At 70.7% G+C, this 24,040-nt stretch carries 20 protein-coding genes and 1 pseudogene; 14 read left to right on the top strand and 7 right to left on the bottom strand.

Translation table 11 applies throughout. The features are described from left to right. Nucleotides 1-3: 3 nt before the first annotated feature. The 6 genes and pseudogenes from polA to fsa all read right to left on the bottom strand — a co-directional run bounded on the left by polA (nucleotide 4) and on the right by fsa (nucleotide 5,429). On the bottom strand, nucleotides 4-2,862 hold the full coding sequence (gene polA, locus LH62_RS01290; RefSeq protein WP_082012279.1) for a DNA polymerase I: 2,859 nt from the start codon (nucleotides 2,860-2,862) through the stop codon (nucleotides 4-6). Then, nucleotides 2,843-3,079: a zinc-finger domain-containing protein gene (locus LH62_RS01285; RefSeq protein WP_052213568.1), complete on the bottom strand. Its 237-nt coding sequence runs from the start codon at nucleotides 3,077-3,079 to the stop codon at nucleotides 2,843-2,845. The genes polA and LH62_RS01285 overlap by 20 nt, the downstream gene beginning before the upstream one ends. 63 nt (nucleotides 3,080-3,142) lie before the next feature. Continuing rightward, nucleotides 3,143-3,736 carry a tyrosine-type recombinase/integrase gene (locus tag LH62_RS32580; RefSeq protein WP_369796734.1) on the bottom strand — a complete coding sequence of 198 codons (594 nt, stop codon included), beginning with the start codon at nucleotides 3,734-3,736 and terminating at the stop codon, nucleotides 3,143-3,145. Between the two features lie 75 nt (nucleotides 3,737-3,811). After that, nucleotides 3,812-4,045 (bottom strand): annotated as a pseudogene (locus LH62_RS32575) (site-specific integrase); the annotation flags it as partial. A gap of 29 nt (nucleotides 4,046-4,074) precedes the next feature. Beyond that, nucleotides 4,075-4,761 carry a DUF484 family protein gene (locus LH62_RS01275; protein WP_043358763.1) on the bottom strand — a complete coding sequence of 229 codons (687 nt, stop codon included), beginning with the start codon at nucleotides 4,759-4,761 and terminating at the stop codon, nucleotides 4,075-4,077. Between the two features lie 11 nt (nucleotides 4,762-4,772). Further along, on the bottom strand, nucleotides 4,773-5,429 hold the full coding sequence (gene fsa / locus LH62_RS01270; protein ID WP_043358761.1) for a fructose-6-phosphate aldolase: 657 nt from the start codon (nucleotides 5,427-5,429) through the stop codon (nucleotides 4,773-4,775). A gap of 120 nt (nucleotides 5,430-5,549) precedes the next feature. On the opposite strand from fsa, the gene LH62_RS01265 reads away from it, so the two are divergent. The 9 genes from LH62_RS01265 to LH62_RS01230 all read left to right on the top strand — a co-directional run bounded on the left by LH62_RS01265 (nucleotide 5,550) and on the right by LH62_RS01230 (nucleotide 15,313). Then, nucleotides 5,550-7,787, top strand: coding sequence for a primosomal protein N' (locus LH62_RS01265; RefSeq protein WP_082012278.1), 2,238 nt, complete (start codon nucleotides 5,550-5,552; stop codon nucleotides 7,785-7,787). A gap of 75 nt (nucleotides 7,788-7,862) precedes the next feature. Further along, nucleotides 7,863-8,018: a hypothetical protein gene (locus LH62_RS30945; protein ID WP_160299750.1), complete on the top strand. Its 156-nt coding sequence runs from the start codon at nucleotides 7,863-7,865 to the stop codon at nucleotides 8,016-8,018. A 235-nt stretch (nucleotides 8,019-8,253) separates the two neighbouring features. After that, a complete protein-coding gene (gene atpH, locus LH62_RS01260) occupies nucleotides 8,254-8,856 on the top strand; it encodes an ATP synthase F1 subunit delta (protein WP_236552436.1) in 603 nt (200 codons plus the stop codon). 2 nt (nucleotides 8,857-8,858) lie between these two features. Continuing rightward, nucleotides 8,859-10,394: a F0F1 ATP synthase subunit alpha gene (gene atpA / locus LH62_RS01255; protein ID WP_043358759.1), complete on the top strand. Its 1,536-nt coding sequence runs from the start codon at nucleotides 8,859-8,861 to the stop codon at nucleotides 10,392-10,394. A gap of 19 nt (nucleotides 10,395-10,413) precedes the next feature. Further along, entirely contained in the window at nucleotides 10,414-11,295 is an 882-nt protein-coding gene (locus LH62_RS01250; RefSeq protein ID WP_043358757.1) for a F0F1 ATP synthase subunit gamma, read from the top strand. A gap of 16 nt (nucleotides 11,296-11,311) precedes the next feature. Continuing rightward, a complete protein-coding gene (gene atpD / locus LH62_RS01245) occupies nucleotides 11,312-12,739 on the top strand; it encodes a F0F1 ATP synthase subunit beta (RefSeq protein WP_043358755.1) in 1,428 nt (475 codons plus the stop codon). 2 nt (nucleotides 12,740-12,741) lie between these two features. Continuing rightward, nucleotides 12,742-13,152 carry an ATP synthase F1 subunit epsilon gene (gene atpC / locus LH62_RS01240; RefSeq protein ID WP_043358753.1) on the top strand — a complete coding sequence of 137 codons (411 nt, stop codon included), beginning with the start codon at nucleotides 12,742-12,744 and terminating at the stop codon, nucleotides 13,150-13,152. A 176-nt stretch (nucleotides 13,153-13,328) separates the two neighbouring features. Next, nucleotides 13,329-14,183, top strand: coding sequence for a ferritin-like domain-containing protein (locus tag LH62_RS01235; RefSeq protein WP_043358751.1), 855 nt, complete (start codon nucleotides 13,329-13,331; stop codon nucleotides 14,181-14,183). Further along, on the top strand, nucleotides 14,180-15,313 hold the full coding sequence (locus tag LH62_RS01230; RefSeq protein WP_236552435.1) for an endo-1,4-beta-xylanase: 1,134 nt from the start codon (nucleotides 14,180-14,182) through the stop codon (nucleotides 15,311-15,313). The genes LH62_RS01235 and LH62_RS01230 overlap by 4 nt, the downstream gene beginning before the upstream one ends. 51 nt (nucleotides 15,314-15,364) lie before the next feature. On the opposite strand, the gene LH62_RS01225 is transcribed toward LH62_RS01230, so the two are convergent. Next, complete coding sequence (locus LH62_RS01225; RefSeq protein ID WP_043358749.1) at nucleotides 15,365-16,798, bottom strand: MDR family MFS transporter; 1,434 nt, start codon at nucleotides 16,796-16,798, stop codon at nucleotides 15,365-15,367. A gap of 89 nt (nucleotides 16,799-16,887) precedes the next feature. Between LH62_RS01225 and LH62_RS01220 the strand changes: the two genes are divergently transcribed. The 5 genes from LH62_RS01220 to crtI all read left to right on the top strand — a co-directional run bounded on the left by LH62_RS01220 (nucleotide 16,888) and on the right by crtI (nucleotide 24,031). Next, the gene (locus tag LH62_RS01220) at nucleotides 16,888-17,730 is read left to right on the top strand and encodes an NAD(P)-dependent oxidoreductase (RefSeq protein WP_043358747.1); all 843 of its coding nucleotides are present in this window, start codon (nucleotides 16,888-16,890) and stop codon (nucleotides 17,728-17,730) included. A gap of 3 nt (nucleotides 17,731-17,733) precedes the next feature. Further along, nucleotides 17,734-18,588, top strand: a complete 855-nt coding sequence (locus LH62_RS01215) for a hypothetical protein (RefSeq protein ID WP_052213567.1) — start codon at nucleotides 17,734-17,736, stop codon at nucleotides 18,586-18,588. Between the two features lie 99 nt (nucleotides 18,589-18,687). After that, nucleotides 18,688-20,430, top strand: a complete 1,743-nt coding sequence (locus tag LH62_RS31410; protein WP_052213566.1) for a DUF3140 domain-containing protein — start codon at nucleotides 18,688-18,690, stop codon at nucleotides 20,428-20,430. A gap of 261 nt (nucleotides 20,431-20,691) precedes the next feature. Continuing rightward, nucleotides 20,692-22,338, top strand: a complete 1,647-nt coding sequence (locus LH62_RS01205) for an acyl-CoA dehydrogenase (RefSeq protein ID WP_043358746.1) — start codon at nucleotides 20,692-20,694, stop codon at nucleotides 22,336-22,338. A 103-nt stretch (nucleotides 22,339-22,441) separates the two neighbouring features. After that, the gene (crtI, locus tag LH62_RS01200; protein WP_043358744.1) at nucleotides 22,442-24,031 is read left to right on the top strand and encodes a phytoene desaturase family protein; all 1,590 of its coding nucleotides are present in this window, start codon (nucleotides 22,442-22,444) and stop codon (nucleotides 24,029-24,031) included. Nucleotides 24,032-24,040: the final 9 nt, after the last annotated feature.

Genomic DNA, 24,040 nt, shown 5'->3' with positions numbered 1-24,040 from the left:
GCATTAATGGGCCTCCGCCCAACTCCGCCCGGTTCCGACCTCGACGGCGAGGGGAACGCGAAGGGTGGCGACGCCTTCCATCACCTGGCGGACGAGAGCGGCGGTCGGCTCCACCTCCGCCTCCGGCACCTCCAGCACCAACTCGTCATGCACCTGGAGCAGAAGCCGCGCCTGGAGGCCCGCTTCCGTCAGGGCCCGCGGCAGGCGGACCATGGCGCGCTTGATGATCTCGGCGGCCCCGCCCTGGAAGGGGGCGTTGATCGCCGCCCGCTCGGCCCCGGCCCGGCGCACTGGGTCCTTGGTGCCGATATCCTGGATCCAGAGCCGCCGTCCGAAGGAGGTGGAGACATAGCCGCGCAGCCGCGCCTCCTCCTTCAGCCGCTCCATCGCTGCGCGGATGCCGGGATACTGGCCGAAATAGGCGTCGATGATGCCCTTGGCCTCGCCCGCGCCGATGCCGAGCCGCCCGGCCAGGCCGAAGGCCGACATGCCGTATATGATGCCGAAATTGATGGTCTTGGCACGCCGCCGCGCCTCGCGGTCCACCGCATCCGGTGCAAGGCGGAAGATGTCGGCCGCCGTGCGCGAGTGGATGTCCTGCCCGGTCTCGAAGGCCTCGCGCAGCGCCGGCACGTCGGCCATGTGGGCCAGCAGCCGCAGCTCGATCTGCGAATAGTCGGCCGACATCAGCACGTGGCCCGGGTCGGCGACGAAGGCGCGGCGGATGCGCTGGCCCTCCTCGGTGCGGACCGGGATGTTCTGCAGGTTCGGCTCTGTCGAGGCGAGGCGGCCGGTGCTCGTGTTGGCCATGGAGAAATCGGTATGGACGCGCCCGGTGCGCGGGTCGAGCTGCGCCGTCAGCCCGTCCACATAGGTCGATTTCAGCTTGGAGAGCTGCCGCCAGTCGAGCACCTTGCGGGCGAGAGGAGTGCCCTGCGCCGCCAGCTCCTCCAGCACCGCGGCATCGGTGCCCCAGGCGCCGGACTTGCCCTTGCGGCCGCCCGGCAGTTTCATCTCGTCGAACAGGATCTCGCCCAGCTGCTTCGGCGAGCCGACGGCGAAGGGCCGGCCGGCGAGGCCATGGATCTCACCCTCCAGCACCGCCATGCGGGCGACGAAATCCTCGCCGATGCGGGCCAGCTCGGCGCCATCGACCTTGATGCCCTCCACCTCCATGTTCCGCAGCACCGCGACCATCCGCCGCTCCACCTGTTCGTAGAGGGCGAGCGCGCCATCCTCCCGCAGCCGCGGCCGCAGCACCTGCCAGAGGCGGAGCGTCACGTCGGCATCCTCGGCGGCATAGGCCGTCGCCTTGTCGAGGGGGACGGCGGCGAAGCTGATCCGGGCGCGGCCGGTGCCGGTCACTTGGTCATAGGGAACGGGCGTATGGTCCAAATGGAGGCGGGAGAGCTCATCCATGCCATGCCCATGCTTGCCCGCCTCCATGGCGTAGGAGATGAGCATGGTGTCATCGATCGGGGCGACGGCGATGCCGCCATTTTCCGCGCGGCCCAGCACTTCGAGGTCGTACTTGGCGTGCTGGAGCACCTTCAGCACGGCCGGGTCTTCCAGCAGCGGCTTCAGCGCCGCCATGGCCTCGGCGAAGGGAATTTGCGGCGGCCCCTCGACCTTCCCCGGCTCCGCCAGCATGTCGCCCTGGCTGACCCCCGGCGAAACATGCCGCAGCGGGATGTAGCAGGCGCGGCCCGGCGCGGTGGCGAGGCAGACGCCGACGAGATTGGCCTTCAGCGCATCGAGGCTGTCCGTCTCGGTGTCGAGGCCGATCACGCCGGCGGCCCGCGCCTCGGCGATCCAGGCGGCGAGCGCCTCGGGCGTCGCCACCGTCTCATAGGGGCCGAAGGGCACCGCGGCGGGATCGGCCGGCGCCGCCGGGGCGGCCGCGGCCTGGGCGGCGCTGATGGCGCTGTTCCGCGCCCGCGTCGCCGCATCGCCCGCCGCCTCGCCGAGGCCCATCCGGGCGATGACGCTGCGAAAGCCCTGGTCGGCCAGGAATTTGGAGAGCGCGGCCGGCTCCGGCGGGCGGACCGCCAGCGCCTCGATCGGCACGGTGAGCGGCGCCTGGTCGTCGAGCGTCACCAGCCGCTTCGACAGCCGCGCCTGCTCGGCATATTGCTCAAGGTTCTGCCGGCGCATCGGCTGCTTGATCTGCGCGGTATTGGCCAGCACCGATTCCAGATCGCCATAGGCGAGGATCAGCTCGGCCGCGGTCTTCGGTCCGATCTTCGGCACGCCCGGGACATTGTCCACCGGGTCGCCGATCAGCGCCTGGACCTCGATGACCTTCCCCGGCGGCACGCCGAATTTCTCGACCACCTCCGCCTCGCGGATCGGCTTTCGCTTGATCGGGTCGAGCATCTGCACGCCCGGCCGGACCAGCTGCATCAGGTCCTTGTCGGAGGAGACGATGGTGACCTCACCGCCTGCCTCGTGGAAGGCGCGGGCATAGGCGGCGATCAGGTCGTCGGCCTCGAAGCCCGGCGCCTCCACCTGGGCGACGCCGAAGGCTTCCGTCGCCTCGCGGATGAGGGCGAACTGCGGGACCAGCTCCTCCGGCGGCTCCGGCCGGTGGGCCTTGTAGTTGGGGAAGATCTCGTTGCGGAAGGTGCTGCGGCTGGCATCGAAGACCACGGCCAGGTGGCTGCCGCGATGCTCGGCGAGGAAGCTGGACAGCATCTGGGTGAAGCCGAACACAGCATTCACCGGCGTGCCGTCCGGCCGCGTCATCGGCGGCAGGGCATGATAGGCCCGGAAGATGTAGCCCGAGCCATCGACCAGGACGAGATGCCGGGTCCCCGGCGCCGCGACCGGGACGGCGGCCTCTTCAGTGATGGTCGTCGCCACCCGCGCCCGCCTTCAGCACATAGGTGATGGAGCAGTAGGGGCAGGTCACCTGGTCCTGGTTGGGATTCATCGGCAGCCAGACTCGGGGATGGCCGAGGCCGGGGCCCGCCACCTCGCCATCGCAGGGCACCTTGCGGCTGGTCACCTCGATCCGCTGCACCGGGGTCACGCCCTCGATGAGCTTCGGGGTGTATTGGGTGATCTTGCCGTCGCGCATCGGCGGTCCTCAATGGGAAGTCGGGTCGGCCGCACCATAGTCGCGGGCGGCCCCTGCGTCACGTCACCCCGCGCGGGGATGCGCCCGCCGCCAGGTCTCGAGCAACGCCGCCGCATCCACCTTGGTGTAGCGTTGGGTGGTGGAAAGGCTGGCATGGCCCAGCAGTTCCTGGATCGCCCGCAGGTCGGCCCCGCCGCCCAGCAGATGGGTGGCGAAGGAGTGCCGCAGCGCATGCGGCGTTGCATGTTCCGGCAGGCCGGAGAGGCGGCGGTAATGCTGCATGCACCGCTCCGCGACCGTGGGGCTGAGCCGCGCCCCACGCGCCCCGCGGAACAGCGGCGCCTCCGGCGGCGGGTTGCCGCGCTCGCGTAGATAGGCGGCGACCGCCTCCCGCACCGCCGGCAGGACCGGCACCAGCCGCTCCTTGCCGCCCTTGCCCAGGACGCGGAGCGCCGCCTGGCTGCCGGGCAGGGGGGCATCCCGCACGTCGAGGGCCAGCGCCTCGCTGATCCGCAGCCCGCAGCCATAGAGCAAGGTGAAGAGTGCCACGTCCCGCGCCGCCTGCTCGGCCGGGCGCTCGGCATGGCCGGGCTGATGGATGCTGCCGGTGCGGGCCGCCACCTCCTTCGCCTGCTCCGGCGTGAGCGCCCGCGGCACCGGCGGCCTGGCCCGTGGCCCGCGGATATTGGCGATGGCGAGCGGTGCCAGCCCCCTGGTCTTCGCTAGGTGGCGGAGGAAGCCGCGGATGGCGGCAAGCTGCCGTGCCCGCGTCGCATTCCCCGCCCCGGCATTGGCCCGGGCAGCGAGGAAGGCGCGGATATCGGCCGGCCGCAGGGCGGCGAGGGCCGCGAGGTCCGGCTCCTCCCCCAGATGCCCGGTCAGGAAGACGAGGAAGTCGCGGAGGTCGAGCCCATAGGCCTCGACCGTATTCGCTGCCGCCCGGCGCTCCCGCGCCAGCCAGTCCAGATAGCCGGCGGCGAGCTGCCGCGCCTCGGTCAGCGGGCCAGCGCCGCCGCCACCGCGCGGCCGAGGAAGGCGAGAGTCGCCGTCGCCTGCCGGGTCGGCAGGGCCTGCGGGTCCCGTGCGCCGAGCGTCATCAGCGTCGGATGCCCGGTCCAGACCGGCACCCGCACCAGCGCATCCCGCATGACGAGGGAGGCGGCTTCCTGGTGCAGCAGCTCGATATCGGTCGGTGCCGGCCGCACGAGCGCGTCCTTTCCGGGGCCGAGCAGCGCCGCCACCATGCCGCGCGGTAGCTTCGGCACGCCGCGGCGGTCCGGCGTTTCGGCGAGCAGGGTGCAGCTCTCGACGCCGAGCAGCGCCGGCAGCTCCTCCGTCACCGTCTCCACCACGTCCTGCGCCCGCATCAGCGCCAGCACGGCGAGGCGGACGCGGATGGACAGGCCGTGGCCGGCCCGCCCGGCGGTGACGGCGGCATCCACCTCCGCCTCCAGCGAACGGATGCGGCGGCGCTCGGCGGCCAGCATCGCCGCCATGTGGTCGGCCAGGCGCTCGCCATGGATGCGCTGCGGCGGTGTGAGGGCGCGGAACAGGTCCGGCCGTTCCGCCAGGAAGTCGGGATTGGCCCGGAGGAAGGCGGCCACGGCCTCGGGTGCCGGGGGCGCGACGGGCAGGGGGGCAGCGTCAGGTGCCGGCAGCAGCACCAGTTCAGCGCCGGGCATGGGTACGGCGTTCACAGAATGCTCTGGCCCGTCTTGCGCCAATCGGCCAGGAAGCTGTCCAGCCCGCGATCGGTCAGCGGATGCTTGAAGAGCTGGCGGATGACATTCGGCGGCAGCGTCGCCACCTCCGCGCCGAGCTTCGCAGCCTCGACCAGATGGACCGGGTGGCGGATGGACGCGACCAGGACTTCTGTCTTAAAATAGGAGTAGTTTCGGTATATCTTGAGGATGTCCGCAATGAGGAGCATGCCATCATAGGCGATGTCGTCGAGCCGGCCGACGAAGGGCGAGATGTAGGCCGCCCCCGCCTTGGCGGCGAGCAGCGCCTGGGCCGCGGAGAAGCAGAGGGTGACGTTCACCTTCGTGCCCTCGTCGGCGAGGCTGCGGCAGACGCTGAGCCCGGCCTCGGTCAGCGGCACCTTCACCGCGACATTCTTGGCGATGCCGCGGAGGAAGCGGCCCTCGGCCAGCATGGTGTCGAAATCCGTGGCGGTGACCTCGGCGGAGACCGGGCCGGGGGTGATCTCGCAGATCTCGGCGATCACCTCCGCCATCTTCCGCCCGGATTTGGCGATGAGGCTAGGGTTGGTGGTGACCCCATCCACCAGCCCGGCTTCGGACAAGGCGCGGATCTCGGCTACCTCGGCAGTGTCGACGAAGAACTTCATGCAGATAGGCCCTCAGGCGAACCCCTCAGGGGGCCGCGTTGGATGTGGGCTCGGCCGGCTGGGCCGAAGGGACTCAAAGACCTGAAATCGTTGCCTAATTGCTTAGTATTAGGATAGCCGATGCAGGCCGGTTCGGGGAAGCGGCGCGATATGAAGGACACGCCACCTGTGTTTTCCGCGCAACGGGTCAAGGTACTTTTGCCGCTCCCTCTGTCGGGAGCCTACGATTATCGCGTGCCGCCGGAGCTGGATATCCATCCAGGCGATTTTGTGACTGCCTCACTCAATCACAGGCCGATGATTGGCGTGGCTTGGGATGCCGGGGAGGAGAGCGAGGCGCAGCCGGTGGCCGATCACCGGCTGAAGCCCATCACCGGCGTGCTGCCTGCCCCGCCCATGACGCCGAGCCTCCGCCGCTTCATCGACTGGGTGGCGGCCTATACGCTTAGCCCGCCCGGCGCTGTGTTGCGCATGGCGATGGGCTCCACCGCCGCGCTGGAGCCGCCGACCCAGCAGGCCGGCTGGACGCTGGCCGGCCCCGGTTCCAACCGCCAGCCGCGGATGACGCCGGAGCGGCAGCGCGTGCTGGCGCAGATGCAGCCCGGCCGGGTCTATGCCGGGGCGCCGCTCGCCGAGGCGGCCGGCGTCTCGCTCGGCGTGCTGCGCGGCATGGCGGATAACGGGCTGATCCGCCCGGCGCTCCTGCCCCATGCCAGCCGGTTCAACCGGCCCGACCCGGAGCATCCCGGCCCGAAGCTCGGCGGCGCCCAGGCGGCGGCGGCGGCGCGCCTCGTCGCCAAGGTCGCCGCCCGGCAATTCGCCGTGACGCTGCTGACCGGCGTCACCGGCTCCGGCAAGACCGAGGTCTATCTGGATGCGGTGGCGGAAGCGCTGCGCCAAGGCCGCCAGGCGCTGGTCCTGCTGCCGGAGATCGCCCTCTCGGCGCAATGGCTGGAGCGGTTCAAGGCGCGCTTCGGCGTCGCCCCCGCCCTTTGGCATTCCGAGGTGACGCCGCGCACCCGCCGCGACACCTGGCGCGCCGTGGCGGAAGGGGAGGCGCCGGTCGTGGTCGGCGCCCGCTCCGCCCTTTTCCTGCCTTTCCCCGATCTCGGCCTCATCATCGTCGACGAGGAGCACGAGACGGCCTTCAAGCAGGAGGACGGCGTCGTCTACAACGCCCGCGACATGGCCGTGGTCCGCGCCCGGATGGCCTCGGCCTCCTGCGTGCTGGTCTCGGCGACGCCCTCGCTGGAGAGCCTCACCAACGCCGAGACCGGCCGCTACGAGGCGCTGGACCTGCCCGAGCGCCATGGCGGCGCTAGCCTGCCGGCGGTGGAGACGATCGACCTGCGCCGCACCCCGCCGGAGCGAGGCCGCTTCCTTTCCCCGCCGCTGATCGAGGCCGTGACCGCGACGCTGGAGCGCGGCGAGCAGGCCATGCTTTTCCTCAACCGCCGCGGCTATGCGCCGCTGACGCTCTGCCGGCACTGCGGCCACCGGATGCGCTGCCCGAATTGCACCGCCTGGCTGGTGGAGCACCGCGCCCGCCGTCAGCTCCAGTGCCATCATTGCGGCCATGCCGAGGCGCCGCCGGCCGAATGCCCCGAATGCGGCACCGCCAACAGCCTGGTCGCCGTCGGCCCCGGCGTGGAGCGGGTGCTGGAAGAGGCCGCCGCGTATTGGCCGGAGGCCCGGCGCTTGGTCATGGCGAGCGATACGCTTCCCGGCCCCGCCGCGGCGGGGATGGCTGCGCAGCAGATTCAGGACCGGGAGGTGGACCTCATCATCGGCACCCAGATCGTTGCCAAGGGCTGGCACTTCCCCCACCTCACGCTGGTAGGGGTGGTCGACGCCGATCTCGGCCTCGCCGGCGGCGACCTGCGCGCCGCGGAGCGGACGGTGCAGCTGCTCCACCAGGTCGCCGGCCGCGCCGGCCGGGCCGAGGCGCCGGGCCGCGTGCTGCTGCAGAGTTTCAGCCCGGAGCATCCGGTGATGGGGGCGCTCATCTCGGGCGACCTCGACGCCTTCATGGCGGAGGAGGCGGCGATTCGCCGGCCCGGCCACTGGCCGCCCTTCGGCCGTCTCGCCGCGCTGATCGTGAGTTCCGAGGACGAGCGGGAAGCGGACCGCACCGCCCGCGACCTCGGCCTCGCTGCGCCGGGCGGGGAGGGGGTGCAGGTGCTCGGCCCCGCGCCGGCGCCGCTCGCCCTGCTGCGCGGCCGGCACCGGCGGCGACTGCTGCTGAAGACGAGGCGGGAGGTCGCGGTGCAGCCCATCCTGCGGGAGTGGCTGGCGCGGGTGCCGGTGCCGAACAGCGTCCGCGTCCAGGTCGATGTGGATCCGGTCAGCTTCCTTTGATTCCGCTCGCAGGGCGTCGCCGGGACATGGTATGTAGGTTACCTACAAGTAATTCATCCCAGGGAGGACTGCGCCATGCCCATCCTCGACGCTACCGAAATCGCCGCCTGGGCACTGATCGCGGGTGCCGTGGCCTATGCCGGCCTTGCTTCGCGTGGCGTGACGACGGCGGCGGTTGCAGCGGCGCTTGCTGCCATCGCGGCGAAGACGGTGCTGATCGGCTACGCCTGAAGCGACCGGAGCTTCTGCGACCCAACGCCCGCGCCTCCGATGCGTCGGGCGAAGCCTCCCGCGCGGCCCCGCCACGGGCGCGTGGCTGCCGAAAATGCTGCGCGATGGAGTGATTTCGGCCCGCCGGCGCGGATTGCGGGGCTGTAAACCCCATGGTAAAGCCCGCCCGCCGCGAGGGGCGACCCTGCCGCGGACCCGCGCATGCGCACCACCAGGAACAGGACCGGGATCGCCCGTGGCCTCTGCCGAGACCATCGCCTCCGACGCGCCCAAGGCGCCCACCCCGACCGGCCTCGCCGCGCGTTATGCGTTGGCCATGCTGGGCCTCGCCGACGATCGGCGCGCGACCGACCCCGGCGCGCTCGACCGCATCGCCGGTGACATGGACTCCCTCGCTTCGCTCTGGGGCCAGGATGCGGATTTCCGCAGCTTCATCGCCGATCCGCGCCTCGACTCTGTCGCCCAACGCAAGGGGACCTTTGCGGTCCTCGACCGTGTCGGGACGGGGCAGGAGGTGCGGAACATGGTCGGCGTGCTGATCGGCAACCGCCGCCTCGCCCTGCTGCCGCAGGTCGCCGCCTCCTTCGGCGCCCAGCTCGCCGCGCGGCGCGGCCAGCAGGTGGCCGAGGTCACCAGCGCCCATGCGCTGACCGACACCCAGCGGGCGCAGATCGCCGCCCGCCTGACAGAAGCCGGGTATTCCGGCATCAAACTCACGGAGCAGGTGGATCCCTCGATCCTCGGCGGGCTGATCGTGCGGATCGGCTCCCGGCTCTACGACAACAGCATCAAATCCAAGCTGCAGCGTCTGCAGTACGCGATGAAGGGGGCCGCCTGACCATGGAAATCCGTCCCGCCGAGATCTCCGAGATCCTCAAGCAGCAGATCGCCGGCTTCGATGCCGAGGCGAACGTGGCCGAGGTCGGCACCGTGCTTACCGTGGGTGACGGCATCGCCCGCGTCTACGGGCTGCAGAACGTGATGGCGGGCGAGCTCGTGCTCTTCCCGTCCGCCGGCATCCGCGGCATGGCGCTCAACCTCGAGACCGACAATGTCGGCATCGTGGTTTTCGGCTCCGACGCCGAGATCAAGGAAGGCGACACCGTCCAGCGCACCGGCGACATCGTCGACGTGCCGGTCGGCCGCGGCCTGCTCGGCCGCGTGGTCGATGGCCTCGGCAACCCGATCGACGGCAAGGGCCCGCTCACCGACGTGACGCGCACCCGCGTCGAGGTGAAGGCGCCGGGCATCATCCCGCGCAAGTCCGTGCATGAGCCGATGCAGACCGGCATCAAGGCGATCGACGCCCTGATCCCGATCGGCCGCGGCCAGCGCGAGCTGATCATCGGCGACCGCCAAACCGGCAAGACCGCGGTCATCATCGACACCATCATCAACCAAAAGGGCATCAACGCCGGCACGGACGAGAGCAAGAAGCTCTACACGATCTATGTCGCCGTCGGGCAGAAGCGCTCGACCGTCGCCCAGCTGGTCCGCACCCTGGAGGAGAACGGCGCGCTCGAGTACTCGATCGTCATCGCCGCCACCGCCTCCGAGCCGGCGCCGCTGCAGTTCCTGGCGCCTTATACCGGCTGCGCCATGGGCGAGTTCTTCCGCGACAACGGCATGCATGCGGTCATCTTCTATGACGACCTGTCCAAGCAGGCCGTCGCCTACCGCCAGATGTCGCTGCTGCTGCGCCGTCCGCCGGGCCGCGAGGCCTATCCGGGCGACGTCTTCTACCTGCACTCGCGCCTGCTCGAGCGCGCGGCCAAGATGAACGACGACTTCGGCAACGGCTCGCTGACCGCCCTTCCGGTCATCGAGACCCAGGCGGGCGACGTCTCGGCCTATATCCCGACCAACGTGATCTCGATCACGGACGGGCAGATCTTCCTCGAGACGGAGCTCTTCTTCAAAGGCATCCGCCCGGCGGTGAATGTCGGGCTTTCGGTCTCGCGCGTCGGCTCCGCCGCGCAGATCAAGGCGATGAAGCAGGTTGCCGGCCGCATCAAGCTGGAGCTGGCGCAGTACCGCGAGATGGCGGCCTTCGCGCAGTTCTCCTCGGATCTCGACGCCTCGACTCAGGCGCTGCTGGCCCGTGGCGCGCGCCTGACCGAGCTGCTGAAGCAGCCGCAGTACAAGCCGGTCCCGGTGGACGAGCAGGTCGTCTCGCTCTTCGCCGGCACGCGCGGCTATCTCGACAAGCTGCCGGTCTCGGCGGTCGGCGAGTTCGAGCGGCGGATGCTCTCCGAGCTGAAGTCGCGCGACCCCTCGATCCTCGAGGCGATCCGTAGCGACCGCGAGATCAAGAAGCCGACCGAGGAGAAGCTCGTCGCCTTCCTCGACGGCTTCGCCAAGTCCTTCTCGGCCTGAGCGGGGAGAAGCGGGCCCGATGCCTAGCCTCAAGGACCTGCGCGGTCGCATCAACAGCGTGAAGTCCACGCGGAAGATCACGCAGGCGATGAAGATGGTGGCCGCGGCGAAGCTCCGCCGGGCCCAGGCCCAGGCGGAGGCCGCGCGTCCCTATGCGCAGCGGATGGAGGCCATCCTCGCCTCCCTCGGCGCTGCCGTCGCCGCCTCGCCGGATGCGCCGCGGATGCTGGTCGGCACCGGCGCGGACCGGGTGCACCTGCTGGTGGTCGTCACCGCGGATCGCGGCCTGGCCGGCCCCTTCAACACCCAGGTCGGCCGGCTCGCCCGCGCCCGCATCCGGGCCCTGGAGGCGGAGGGCAAGCAGGTCAAGCTGCTGACCGTCGGCCGCAAGGGCGCGACCTACCTGCGGCGTGAATTCGCCAGCCGCGTCGTCGGCGAGGTGAACTTCGCCGGCAAGAAGCGCGTCGACTTCACCGATGCGGAGGCGATCGCCCTGCAGGTGGCGGGGCTGCTGGAGGAAGGCGGCTTCGATGTCTGCAGCCTGATCTACAACCGCTTCCGCAATGTGATCAGCCAGATCCCGACCGAGCAGCGGCTGATCCCGACGCCGCTGCCGGAAGGCTCGGCGGCGGCCGAGGGGCCTCAGGCTCTCTATGAATACGAGCCGGCCGAGGACCAGATCCTCGCCACGCTGCTGCCGCGCAACCTCGCCATCCAGATCTACCGCGCGATCCTCGAGAGCACCGCGGGCGAGCATGGGGCGCGCATGACGGCGATGGACAATGCCACGCGCAATGCCGGCGATATGATCAACAGGCTTACGCTCAACTACAACCGCACGCGCCAGGCCAACATCACCAGGGAGCTGATCGAGATCATCTCCGGGGCCGAGGCAGTCTGACGAGGGGCATGACACCATGAAGAACAATGTCGGGCGCATCGCGCAGGTCCTGGGCGCCGTGGTGGACGTGCAGTTCCCGGGCGAACTGCCGGCCATGCTGAACGCCCTGACCACGAAGAACGGCGACAACTCGCTGGTCCTCGAGGTCTCGCAGCACCTGGGCGAGCGCACCGTGCGCTGCATCGCCATGGACAGCACCGACGGCCTGGTCCGTGGCCAGGAAGTGGTCGATACCGGGACCGGCATCGCCGTTCCGGTGGGCGAGGGCACGCTCGGGCGGATCCTGAACGTCATCGGCCAGCCGATCGACGAGCGTGGCCCGGTGCCGCATGAGAAGACCTACACCATCCACCGCGCCGCTCCTTCCTTCGAGGACCAGGCGACGGCGGCCGAGATCCTCGTCACCGGCATCAAGGTCATCGACCTGCTGGCGCCCTACCTGAAGGGCGGCAAGATCGGCCTGTTCGGCGGCGCCGGCGTCGGCAAGACCGTCACCATCCAGGAGCTGATCAACAATATCGCCAAGGCGCATGGCGGCGTGTCGGTCTTCGCCGGCGTCGGCGAGCGGACGCGCGAGGGCAACGACCTTTACCACGAGATGGTCGATGCCGGCGTCATCAAGCTCGGCGAGGGCACGACCGACGGCTCGAAGGTGGCGCTGGTCTATGGCCAGATGAACGAGCCGCCGGGCGCCCGCGCCCGCGTCGCGCTGTCGGGCCTGTCCATCGCGGAGTACTTCCGCGACGAGCAGGGCCAGGACGTGCTGTTCTTCGTCGACAACATCTTCCGCTTCACCCAGGCGGGCGCCGAGGTGTCGGCACTGCTGGGCCGCATCCCCTCGGCGGTGGGCTATCAGCCGACGCTCGCCACCGACATGGGCGCGCTGCAGGAGCGGATCACCTCGACCAAAAAGGGTTCGATCACCTCGGTGCAGGCCATCTACGTGCCCGCCGACGACCTGACTGACCCGGCCCCGGCCACCTCCTTCGCCCACCTCGATGCGACGACCGTGCTCAACCGCTCGATCGCCGAGCTCGGCATCTTCCCGGCGGTGGACCCGCTCGACTCGACCAGCCGCGCGCTCGACCCGCGGATCGTGGGCGACGAGCACTACCGCGTCGCCCGCGAGGTGCAGCGCATCCTGCAGACCTACAAGTCGCTGCAGGACATCATCGCCATCCTTGGCATGGACGAGCTCTCGGAAGAGGACAAGCTGGTCGTTGCCCGCGCGCGGAAGATCCAGCGCTTCCTCAGCCAGCCCTTCCACGTGGCCGAGGTCTTCACCGGCAGCCCGGGCGTCTTCGTGAAGCTGGACGACACCGTCCGCAGCTTCGCCGCCATCTGCGCCGGCGAGTACGACCACCTGCCCGAGGCCGCCTTCTACATGGTAGGCACCATCGAGGACGCGGTGAAGAAGGGCGAGACCTTGAAGGTGGCCGCCTGATCATGGCGACCTTCCTGCTGGAGCTCGTCTCGCCGGAGAAGCTGTTGCTCTCCCGCCCGGTGGAGATGGTCACCATCCCCGCCGAGGAAGGCGAGATGGGCGTCCTCCCCGGCCATTCCCCGATGATCGTCGCCCTCCGGGGCGGCGTGATCCGGGTACGGGAGAACGGTGCCGAGACCGAGGCGCTGTTCATCGCCGGTGGCTTCGCCGAGGTTTCGCCGGAGCGGGTGACCATCCTGGCCGACGAGGCGACGCCGCTCGCCAGCCTCTCTCGCGCCACCGCCGAGCGTCGTCTGGCCGAGGCCGAGGCCGCCTTGCAGGAGGCAACGACCGAGCCGGAGCCGAAGCGCGATGCCGCCTATGCCCGGGTTCAGGCCTTCCGCACTGCCGTAACCGTCGCCCAGGCGGCCTGAGTATCGCATCACGGCCACGGTGGGTGAATTTCATCCGCCACACCGTGGCTTTGCAGCAACGACGGCTTGAATCCACCATCATCCTGCCGAACATAGCGCTCGGACAGGACGTTGGGCGCCCTGCCCGGATCGCGGGTTTCGCAGGATAACGGCCCCCTTCGGGCCGCGGGGACAGGATGAAGCACTGGCGCGTTGAGCAGGTCTCCTGGGACCGTTTCGATCCAGCGAAGGTCGACCCCGAGATCGTGCCGCTGGTTAAGGCAGCGGCGATGGTGGAGCGCAACGGCGGCGACTACGCCATCTATCTGAACCGGGTATTCAAGGACGACCCGGATTTTGCCCGCGCCGCCGACCATTGGGCGGAGGAGGAGATCCAGCACGGCGACGCCCTCGGGAAATGGGCGGGCCTCGCCGATCCGGGCTGGGACTATGCCGCGGCTTTCGAGCGCTACCGCAACGGCTACAGCATCGACATCAATGCCGACGCGTCCATCCGCGGCTCCCGCACGGGCGAGCTGATTGCCCGCTGCATCGTCGAGACCGGCACCAGCAGCTACTACACGGCGCTGGCGGAGGCGACGGAGGAGCCGGTGCTGCGCGAGGTCTGCAAGCTGATCGCGGCCGACGAGTACCGGCACTTCAAGCTCTTCTACGACCATATGAAGCGCTACCTGGCCCGGGAGGACCTGTCCTTCGCCAAGCGGCTGCGGGTCGCCTTCGGCCGGGTCGGCGAATCGGAGGATGACGAGCTCGCCTTCGCCTTCCACTGCGCCAATGAGGATCCGGGCCTGACCTATAGCCATGAGCGCTGCATCACGGGCTACATGGGCCGGGCTATGGGTTTCTACCGCTACCGGCACCTGGAGCGGGGCATGGGCATGATCTTCAAGGCGGTGGGGCTGGAGCCGCGCGGCAGGCTTTCCCAGCTGGCCGCTCGCGGCGCCTGGAGGCTGCTCTGCTGGCGGCGGGACCGCTACCGGGAGGCCATCCGCCGCATGGAGTCGCCCGTGCCGCTGGCGCAGGCCGCTTGAGCCTCTACCCACCTCGGCGGCACCTGTTCGGGGCAGCCCTAGCCGGGCTGCTGGCGCGCCAGGCTGCGGCCCAAGGCGAGAGGGGACCGAGCGGGGAGGGGCTGGCGGCCATCGGCCGGGCCAGCGGCATCACCTTCGGCACCGCCGTCGATTCGAGGAAGCTCGGCGATGCCGCCTATGCCGCCCAGGTGGTGGCCGAGGCGCAGCTTCTCGTCCCGGAATGGGAGGCGAAATGGGCGGCGCTGCAGCCGAGGCAGGGCAGCTTCGATTTCGGCCCGCTCGGCATCATCGCCAGCCTCGCCCAGGCCAATGGCAAGCAGCTCCGCGGCCATGCCCTGGTCTGGCATGCGGCCATGCCCTCCTGGCTGGCCGAGGGACTGGCCGAGGGCGCGGCCAAGGCCCGTGGCCTGCTCGCCGGGCATCTGGACGGCGTGCTGCCCGCCACCCGCCTCGCCATCCGCGACTGGGACGTGGTGAACGAGGCCATCGCCAATGCCGAGGGCAATCCCTTCAGCGCCCGCACCCCGGCCCAGGGTGACCTGCGTGACACGCCCTGGCTCCGCGCCTTGGGCCCCGGCTATGTCGAGGAGGCCTTCCGTGCCGCCCGCGAGCGGGACCGCACGCTCCGCCTCACCTATAACGACTATGGCCTCGAGGGCGACAACCCGTGGGCCGAGGAGAAGCGTCAGCGCGTGCTTCGCCTGCTGCGGCGCATGGTCGGCACGCAGTGCCCGGTCGATGCCCTCGGCCTCCAGGCGCATCTGCTGATGGACGAGCCCTTTCGGCCGGAGCCCTTCGCTGCCTTCCTCAGGTCGGTGCGGGAGCTTGGCCTCGCCGTTCTCGTCACCGAGCTGGACGTGCGCGAGGCGCAGCAACTTCCCGCCGGCCTCCCTGCCCGCGACGCGGCGGTGGCGGAGCGGGTGCGCCAGGTCATCGGCACTGCCCTCGATGCGGGCTGCCGCACCGTTCTCACCTGGGGGCTTTCCGACAAGGATAGCTGGCTGGCGTGGGACCCGGATGTGATGCGGAAGGACGGCCAGATGCATCGCGGTCTGCCGCTCGACGAAGCTGGGGTGCGCAAGCCCATGTGGCAGGCCCTCGCCACCGCCTTCGGCACCCGCCGGGGTTAAAGCGGTTCCGTCCCCTCCAGCTCACGGACCCGCTCCGGCTCCGCGCTCGTCCTAATCGCGGCCTCGCAGCGGGATCTCCTTCAGGCAGAGCGCCGCCACCAGCGACAGCGCCGCGATCGCGCCGGCCGCCAGGAACACCGCGGAGAAGGCCGGCGCCGCGACATCGGGCGCCACCCCCTCGGCCCGTCCGTCCGGCAGGTGCCAGAGCAGCACGGAGGAGAGCACGGCGACGCCGAAGGCGCCGCCGATCAGGCGGAAGAACATCATGCAGGAGATGGCGATGCCGCCGTCGCGCGGGTCGACCGCATTCTGGATGGTCACCGTCATCGGCGAGAACTGGCAGCCGAAGGACAGCCCCAGCAGCAGCGTCACCGCCGTGTCCAGCAGTAGCGATTGGCCAAGGCCGACGAGGGAGATGACCAGGCACATCGCCGTTGCCACCGCCGCGCCCAGGATGGAGAAGGGCCGGTACCGCCCCGTCGCCGCCACCGCCTGGCCAGCGAGGAAGCTGCCGCTGACGCTGCCGAGCGTCATGGCGATCATCCGCAGCCCCGCCTCCTTCGGCGACAGGCCGCTGACCAGCTGGTAGTCGAGCGGCACCAGGATCACGAGCGCCATCATCACCATCGAGGTGAGGCCGGTCACCAGGATGCTCACGGTGAAGATGCGGTTGCCGAAGAGCTGGAGCGGCAGCATCGGCTGCGGCACCGAACGCTCCTGCAGGATGAGCGCGCCGAGGAAGGCGAAGCCGAGCGCGAAGCAGAGCAGCGCCTCCGGCGCCGTCCAGCTCCCGGCGCGCTGCACCAGGGTGATGCCGAGCAGCAGCGGAGTGCAGGAGAGCAGGATCAGCGCTGCCCCCGCCCAGTCGATCTTGGGCCGCCGGCCGGGCTTCGGCAGGCGGCGGAGCTGGAAGTAGGTGGTGGCGAAGGCGGCCGCGCCGAGCGGCAGGTTGATCCAGAAGATCCAGCTCCAGGACAGGTATTCGACGAAGAGCCCGCCGAGCAGCGGCCCGATGATGTTGGCGGTGGCGAAGGTCGCCGAAAGGTAACCCTGCACCTTCGCCCGCTCCCGCGGCGGCAGGATGTCGCCCACCACGGCGAGCGAGATCGCGCGCAGCCCGCCGCCGCCCAGGCCCTGCACCACCCGCGCCGCGATCAGTGCCGGCATGCTGGGCGAGAGCGCCGCCAGCACCGAGCCGCCGACGAAGACGGAGACCGAGACCAGCAGCACCGGCCGCCGCCCGTAGAGGTCGGAAAGCCGCCCGTAGATCGGTGTCGTCACGGTGGAGGCGATCAGGTAGGCCGAGACGATCCAGGGCAGCAGCCCCCAGCCGCCGAGATCACCGGCGATGGAGGAGAGTGCGGTCGCGACAATCGTCTGGTCGAGGCTGGAAAGGAAGAGCGCCAGCATCAGCCCCATGACGATGGTGCGGACCTCGCGGGGCGAGAAGGCGGTGACGCTCGGGGATGTCGCTTGATCGGGCACGAGGCGGGACGCTATGCCCCGAAGTGGTTGCCGCCAAGCCCACCGGCCCCGCACAGTGCGGCCGGACAAGTCCTCATGAAGGCTTCGACATGCCCGCACCGCACAAACCCGTCCTTCTCACCGGCGCCAGCGGCAATCTCGGCCGCGTCCTCGCGCCCGCGCTCGCCGCGCAGGGCTGGACCTTGCGCCTGACCGACATCACGCCCTTCCCGGATGCGCTGCCCGCGGGCGCCACCTTCACCCGCCTCGACCTGAACGAGGGCCTCGGCCTCGCCCGCCTGGCGGAGGGCTGCGGCGCCATCCTGCATTTCGGCGGCATCAGCGTGGAGCAGCCCTTCGAGGCGGTGCTCGGTCCCAATCTCCGCGGCCTTTACCATGTGTACGAAGCCGCGCGGCGCGAGGGCGCCCGCGTCCTCTTCGCCAGCAGCAACCACTCGATCGGCTTCCACGAACGGCCGCAGGGCAACGAGGCGAAGATCGATGTCGACTGCGCCTTCCGCCCGGACGGCTATTACGGCCTCTCCAAGGCCTATGGCGAGCTGATGGGCCGGCTCTACTGGGACAAGCATGGCGTCGAGAACGTCAACTGCCGCATCGGCTCCTGCTTCCCGAAGCCGACGAATGCGCGGATGCTCTCCACTTGGCTGTCCTTCGGTGACCTGACGCGGTTGGTGACCGCCGCCGTCGAGGCGCCGCGCACCGGGCATTGCGTGATCTGGGCCTGCTCCAACAACCCGGCCAGTTTCTGGGGCCGCGACCACCGCGAGCGAATCGGCTGGCAGCCGCAGGACACGGCGGAGGAGTATCGCACGGAGGTCGGCCATATCCTCTCCGGCGACCCGGTGGAGGAGCGCTACCAGGGGGGCGGCTACACCAGCATCGAGTATTCTCGCCGCACGCCCTCGCCGCGCGACCCTTTCGCGCTCGACTGAGCCGTGCTGGATCTCGCCACCGGCGACTGGCGCGCGCAGCTCCTGCCGGAAGGGGGCGCGGCCATCACGCAATTGGCCTGGCGGGGGCGGGACGTGCTGGTCCCGCTGCCGCTCGGCGCCGACCCCAATGCCAGCTTCGGCGGCGCCTTCGTCATGCTGCCCTGGACCAACCGGCTGGATGCCGGGCAGCTCCCCGTCGCCGGCACGGTGCACCACCTGCCGGTCAACCGCCCGGAAGACAACACGGCGATCCACGGCCTGGCGCGCGACCGCGCCTGGACGGTGGAGTCGGAGGCGGGCGACCGCTGCACGCTGACGCAGGCGCTCGACGGCGCGGCAGAGGGCCTGCCCTATGCCTATCGCGCGCAGCTTTCCCTCGAGCTGGGGGAGGAGGGTGCGCGCCTTTCGCTCGCGGTGACGAATGCGGCCGGGCAGCCCTTTCCCTTCGGCCTCGGCTGGCACCCCTTCTTCCTCCGTCCGGCGGGGACGGGGCTGCGCTTCCGCGCCAGCGCGCTCTTCGCCCGCGATGCGCGCACGCTTCCCGTCGCCGTGCAGGCGAGCGACGGGCTGGTCGGCGACGAGCAAGCCTATGAAGGACTCGACACGCATTTCGCCGGCTGGGACGGCGCGGCGGAAATCCTCCGCCCCGATCTCCGCCTGCATCTCGCGGCGTCGGGCGCCTGGTCGCGCAACCTGCATGTCTTCGCGCCTGCCGGCAGCAGCGTCCTCTGCCTGGAGCCGGTGAGCCATGTGCCGGATGCGCCGAACCGGCCGGACTTCGCCGGCTATGGCCCGCTGACGATGCTGGCACCCGACTCGACGCTGACAGCCTCGCTGCTGCTGCGCGCCGCTATCTGACCCGCCCGTGTTGACTCCCGCGTGCGCAAAGCGGCGCGCACGGGAACGCTTGCCTTGGCGTGACGTTGCCGGATGCAACCATGTCGAAGGAAGCGCAGCATGGCAGGCACCGCGCGCAAATCCGATCCCGAACTCTGGGAGCAGGTGAAGGAGGAAGTGACCGCCGGCGACAAGGGCGGCAAGCCCGGCCAGTGGTCCGCCCGCAAGGCGCAGATGGCGAGCGCCGAATACCAGAAGCGTGGCGGTGGCTATGAGGGCCCGAAGCAGCCCGACAACCACCTCGTCGAATGGACCGAGGAGGAATGGGGCACGCGCTCCGGCCAGGAGTCGCTCGAGACCGGCGAACGCTACCTGCCGAAGGCCGCGCGCGAGAGCCTCACCGCCGAGGAATACGAGCGCACCACCGCCGCCAAGCGACGCGACCTGGAGGCCGGGCGACAGTTCTCGCCCCAGCCCGAAGATGTCGCGGAGAAGAGCGCGGCGTCCCGTCACCACCCGCAGCAAGGGAGCAGCACCCGCATGCCGGAGGAGGATTTCGAGGAGTCGACCGGGGCGGTCTTCCGCCGCCTCGTCAACCTGTCTGCCGCCGAGCTTCGCCGCTGGCTCGACAGCGATGACAGCCGCACCGCCGGCTTCACCCGCGAAGGCGAGTCGGAAGCCGTCGGTCACCAATCCGGCCGCCGCATCCTGGCCATGCTCGATGGCGAGGAGACGGCGGACGAGGACTTCCAGCGCGAGGTTATCGGTTTCATTCGCCGCCACTTGGCCCAGCGCCCGGACGGCGACGTCACCGACACGCGCTGGCGCCATTCACTGATGAACTGGGGACATGATCCGATGAAGGACGACACCGACTCCACCCCGATGACCGACGAGACGCAGCAGGACGCCGCCCCCGAGGCCGCGTCCGAACCCGCGCCGCGCAAGACCCGCGCGCGCCGCAGCAGCGCCGCCTCGGCGGATGGCGAGGCCCCGGCCCGCAAGCCGCGCCGCACGGCCGCCGCCACGACAACCAAGCGCGCATCCGCCGCGACCACCAAGCGCGGCGCTGCCGCGACCACCAAGCGCGGCGCTGCCGCGACCACCAAGCGCGGCGCTGCCGCGACGGCGACACGCGGTGCCGCCGGCCGCACCGCCGCGGCGGCCAAGGGCGGGCGCGCCAGCTCCACCACCACCCGCAGCACCGCTGGCCGTGCGGCGCAGAGCGAGGGCGGCCGCAAGGGCGGCAGCGCCCGCACTCCGCGCAAGGCGGCGGCGGCGCGCAGCAACGGCGCCAAGGGCGGCGCGGCCCGCAGCGCTTCGGCGAAGGGCACCGCCACCCGCCGCAGCAGCACGGCGAGCACGACGCGTGCCGCCGCCTCCACCGCCAAGCGCGGTGCCGCCGGCCGCACCGCCGCGGCAGCCAAGGGCGGGCGCAGCAGCGCCGGCACGACGAAGCGCGCCACCGCCTCCACCGCCAAGCGCGGCGCCGCCGGCCGCACCGCCGCGGCGGCCAAGGGCGGGCGCAGCAGCGCCGGCACGACGAAGCGCGCCTCGGCCTCCACCGCCAAGCGGTCGACCGGCACCGCCAAGACGGCGACACGCGGCGCCGCTGGCCGCACCGCCGCGGCGGCCAAGGGCGGGCGTGCCAGCGCCGGCACGACGAAGCGTGCCACCGCTTCCACCGCCAAGCGCAGCACGGCGAAGTCGGCCAACGGCAGCACGGCCAAGCGGGCGTCCGGCGGCACCGCCGCCAAGCGCGGCACCGCCAAGACGACCACGCGCGGCGCCGCTGGCCGCACCGCCGCGGCGGCCAAGGGCGGGCGCAGCAGCGCCGGCACCTCCCGCAGCCGGAGCCGCTAGTGTCCTGCCCGCGAAGTTCGTGGAGGTTACCCACGGGCTTCGTGGACAAGCAGGCCACTGAAAATAACGGCTGGTGAACCGAGATCGAAATCCGCAGGATTTCGAGATCGGGACACTAGAGCAAACTCCGGTCGGGCAGCGCCTGACCGGAGTATCCTCCGGCCGGAGCGGCTTCGATTCGCAGCCGATGCGGCTCGTACGGGCCGCGCCGTGCTGTGCTAGATTCGGCAAAATCGCCACCGGGGAGAGCCGATCCAGCCGATGACCCACGCCACGACCCCCGCCGAGGACCTCATCCTCGGCCTCACCCGGGTTGTCGACCTGCCCGGCATCACCGCCGCCACCGGCCTGCCGGTCAGCGCGGACGACATCACGGCGATTATCCGCGAGGCGGAGCGCTATGCCCGCGAGCTGCTCTGGCCGCATGCCCAGGCGGCCGACCGGCACGGTGCGGTCTATGAGAACGGGGTCGTGCGCGTCCCGCCCTCCTACCACGCCGCCTACAAGGGCTGGATCGAGGGCGGCTGGCAGGGCCTCGCCGCGCCCTCCGAAGTGAACGGCATCCCGGTCGGCGGGCAGGAACTGCCCCAGGCGCTGTGGATGGCGGTCTCGGAGATCGTCACCAGCGGCGACATGGCCTTCAGCCTCTGCCCCTTGCTGACCGGTGGCGCCGTCGAGGCGCTGGTCCGCTTCGCCAGCCCCGCCCAGCAGGAAGCCTGGCTGCCGAGGCTGGTTTCCGGCGAGTGGACCGGCACCATGTGCCTCACCGAGCCCCAGGCCGGCAGCGACCTTTCCCAGGTTCGCACCAAGGCCGAGCCGGACGGCATGGGCGGCTACAGGATCACCGGCCAGAAGATCTACATCACCTTCGGCGACCACGACCTGACGCCGAACACCCTCCACCTTGTCCTCGCCCGCCTGCCCGATGCGCCGCCCGGTACCAAAGGCATCAGCCTCTTCGCCGCGCCCAAGGTCCTGCCGGACGGGCGGGCCAACGCGCTGCGCTGCGGCGGCATCGAGCGGAAGCTCGGCATCCATGCCGCGCCGACCTGCGTCATGCTGTTCGAGGGCGCCGAGGCGCAGATGGTCGGCGAGCCCAATCGTGGCCTTAATGCCATGTTCGCGATGATGAACGCCGCCCGCCTCGGCGTCGGCGTCGAGGGCGTGGCCCAGGGCGCCCGGGCCCTCGCTCTGGCGGAAGCCTATGCCGCCGACCGCATCCAGGGCGGCGGGCCGATCAGCCGCCACCCCGATGTCGCCCGGATGCTGGCCGAGATGCGCGCCATCACCCTGGCTGGCCGGCTGCTGTCGCTCGAGGCCGGCGCCGCGCTCGACCGTGCGCGCCTCTCCGGCGCCAGCGAGGCGCGCGTCGCCCTGCTGACCCCGATCGTGAAGTCCTGGTGCACCGACCGTGGGGTCGATGTTGCCTCGCTCGGCATCCAGGTGCATGGCGGCATGGGCTTCGTCGAAGATACCGGCGCCGCCCAGGTGCTGCGCGATGCCCGCATCGCCCCGATCTACGAGGGCACCAACGGCATCCAGGCCATCGACCTCGTCACCCGCAAGCTGTTCCGTGACGGCGGGGCGGAGATGGCGGCCGTCATTGCCGAGATCCGTGCCGCCGATCCGCGCCTCGCCGAGGCTGCCACGGCGCTGGAGCGGGCAACGGCCTGGATGCTCGACCGCGGCCAGCGCGACCCGGCCGCCGCCCAGGCCTCGGCCGCCGCCTACTTGGATGCCGCCGGCTGGACCATGGGCGGCTGGATGCTGGCCCGCGCCGCGAGGGCCGATGACCGCTACGCCCCGCTCTGCGCCTTCTACCTGGCCCGCCTGCTGCCCCGCGCCGCCGCCCGCTTGGCGGAGATCGAGGCGGCCGACAGCCTGCTCGCCCTGCTACCCGCCGCGTGACGCGGCGGGTGCTTTATTGCGCGCTCGGACCCTTGCGGACGGCCGGTTGCACCGCATCTGGCCCAAGGCCGCTCCCTCCGTCTTGCCTGGATGACCGACGCGCATGAATGCACCGCTTGCCGCCCCCGCCCTGCAGGCCTCGCGTCCGCGTATCGCCATCATCGGGGCCGGTCCGGGCGGGCTGGCGGCGGCCATGCTGCTGGCGGCGCAGGGCGCCCGCGTCACCCTGCACGAGAAGGACGAGGTGGTCGGCGGCCGTACCCGCACGCTGACGACCGATGAGGGCTACCGCTTCGACCTCGGCCCCACCTTCTTCCTCTATCCCCGCATCCTTTCCGAGATCTTCTCGAGCTGCGGCGCCAGCCTCGAGGAGGAGGTGGCGCTCAAGCGCCTCGACCCGCAATACCGCCTTGTCTTCGAAGGCAGCGAGACCATCGAGGCCACCTCGGACATCGCCCGGATGGAGGCCGAGATCGCCCGGCTCAATCCAGGAGATGCCGCCGGCCTACGCCCCTTCTTCGAGGCGAACCGCCGCAAGCTGGAAGCCTTCCGCCCGGTCCTGGAGAATGCCTTCGCCTCGCCGGCGCGCTTCCTCTCGCCCGGCCTGCTGAAGAGCCTGCCGCTGATGCGGCCGCACCAGACGGTGGACCAGGACCTCGCGCGGTACTTCAAGGACCCGCGGGTACGGCTCGCTTTCTCCTTCCAGACCAAATACCTCGGAATGAGCCCGTTCCGCTGCCCGAGCCTCTTCACCATCCTGTCCTTCCTCGAATACGAGCACGGCGTCTTCCACCCCGTCGGCGGCTGCGGTGCCGTCTCGGACGCGATGGCCCGTGTCGCCGGCCGGCTCGGCGTCGACATTCGCCTCGGCTCGGAGATCGAACGGATCAGCTTCGACGGCCGCAAGGCCACGGGCGTCGAGGTCGGCGGCACCCGCCAGGCCGCCGATGCGGTGGTGGTGAACGCCGATTTCGCCCATGCCATGCCCCGCCTGATCCCCGATGCGCTGCGCCGCCGTTGGCCCGACCGGCGCATCGCCAAGGCGCGCTACTCCTGCTCCACCTTCATGCTCTATCTCGGCGTGGAGGGAACATTCCCCGACCTCGCCCATCACACCATCCTGCTGGCTGAGGATTATCGCCGGAACATCAGCCAGATCGAGGCGGGCGAGATTCCGGACGTGCCGAGCCTCTACCTGCATCATCCGGGCAAGACCGATAGCAGCATGGCGCCCGCCGGCCATACCAGCCTCTACCTCCTGGTGCCGGTGCCCAACATGCGCGATGCCGAGGAGCATGGCTTCGACTGGGAGGCGGAGGCGCCGCGCTACCGCCGCCTCGCCCTCGATCGGCTGAAGCTGCTCGGCCTGCACGACCTCGAATCCCGCATCCGCTACGAGCGCATGGTGACGCCGCGCGAATGGCGCGACGAATATGCCGTGGGCTTCGGCGCCACCTTCAACCTTTCGCACGATCTCGGCCAGATGCTTTGCTTCCGGCCGCGCAACCGCTTCGACGGGGTGGAGGGCGTTTATCTCGTCGGCGGCGGCACGCATCCCGGCAGCGGATTGCCGGTGATCTATGAAGGCGCGCGCATCAGCTCCGGGCTGCTGGCCCGCGACCTTGGCATGGGAGCCGTGCCGCAGGGCACCGGCTTCGCCGAGATCGCACCCAGCTACCAGACCGCGCGCTAAGAACAGGGA

The organism is Belnapia sp. F-4-1 (genome assembly GCF_000802185.1).
Classification (GTDB): Bacteria; Pseudomonadota; Alphaproteobacteria; order Acetobacterales; family Acetobacteraceae; genus Belnapia.
This window is presented reverse-complemented; position numbering and strand designations above follow the sequence as displayed.